The sequence below is a fragment of the Macrococcus lamae genome (genome assembly GCF_004359545.1).
In the GTDB taxonomy this organism is placed as follows: domain Bacteria; phylum Bacillota; class Bacilli; order Staphylococcales; family Staphylococcaceae; genus Macrococcus; species Macrococcus lamae.
Genome location: NZ_SCWB01000049.1, coordinates 1 through 445, shown reverse-complemented (window position 1 = coordinate 445; position 445 = coordinate 1). Strand labels below are relative to the sequence as shown.

Sequence of the window (445 nt, the reverse complement as noted above, 5' to 3'; positions counted from 1 at the left end):
GGTAATTATGTTTGGTGGCGGAGGCTACAATATTTGGAGAGTCGTACCACGTGCATGGAGTCATGTATTCTTAAGTTTAATTGATCAACCAATTCAAAGTGGTTATTTACCGTTAGAATGGATTAATAAATGGAAACATTATTCATCTGAATTATTACCTAAAAGATGGGAAGATCGTTTAAATGATTATACCTATGTCCCCCGCACAAAAGAAATTAGTGAAAAAAATAAAAAATTAGCTTTACATATAGCGAGTTGGTACGAATCTACTCGTCAATAAGTAACCTAATCTGCAACGATTTTAAAAGATAAATAAAAGGCATTCTTCCAACACCCATATAATTTGGGTCGTTAGATGAATGCCTAATTTTGTGAATTTATTTTGTAGTTCCTCGGTATTCAATTCTGTGAGGTAAAACTACATTTGGTTCTTCTATCTTTTCAT

1 protein-coding gene and 1 pseudogene are annotated in these 445 nt (G+C 32.6%); one reads left to right on the top strand and one right to left on the bottom strand.

The genetic code is table 11. From position 1 onward, the window contains the following. A pseudogene (locus tag ERX29_RS10815) lies at window positions 1–280 on the top strand (acetoin utilization protein AcuC); the annotation flags it as partial. Between the two features lie 97 nt (window positions 281–377). Here the strand turns inward: ERX29_RS10815 and ERX29_RS11095 are convergent. Beyond that, window positions 378–445: hypothetical protein (locus ERX29_RS11095; protein WP_243720052.1), on the bottom strand; the 68-nt coding region annotated here is incomplete at its 5' end.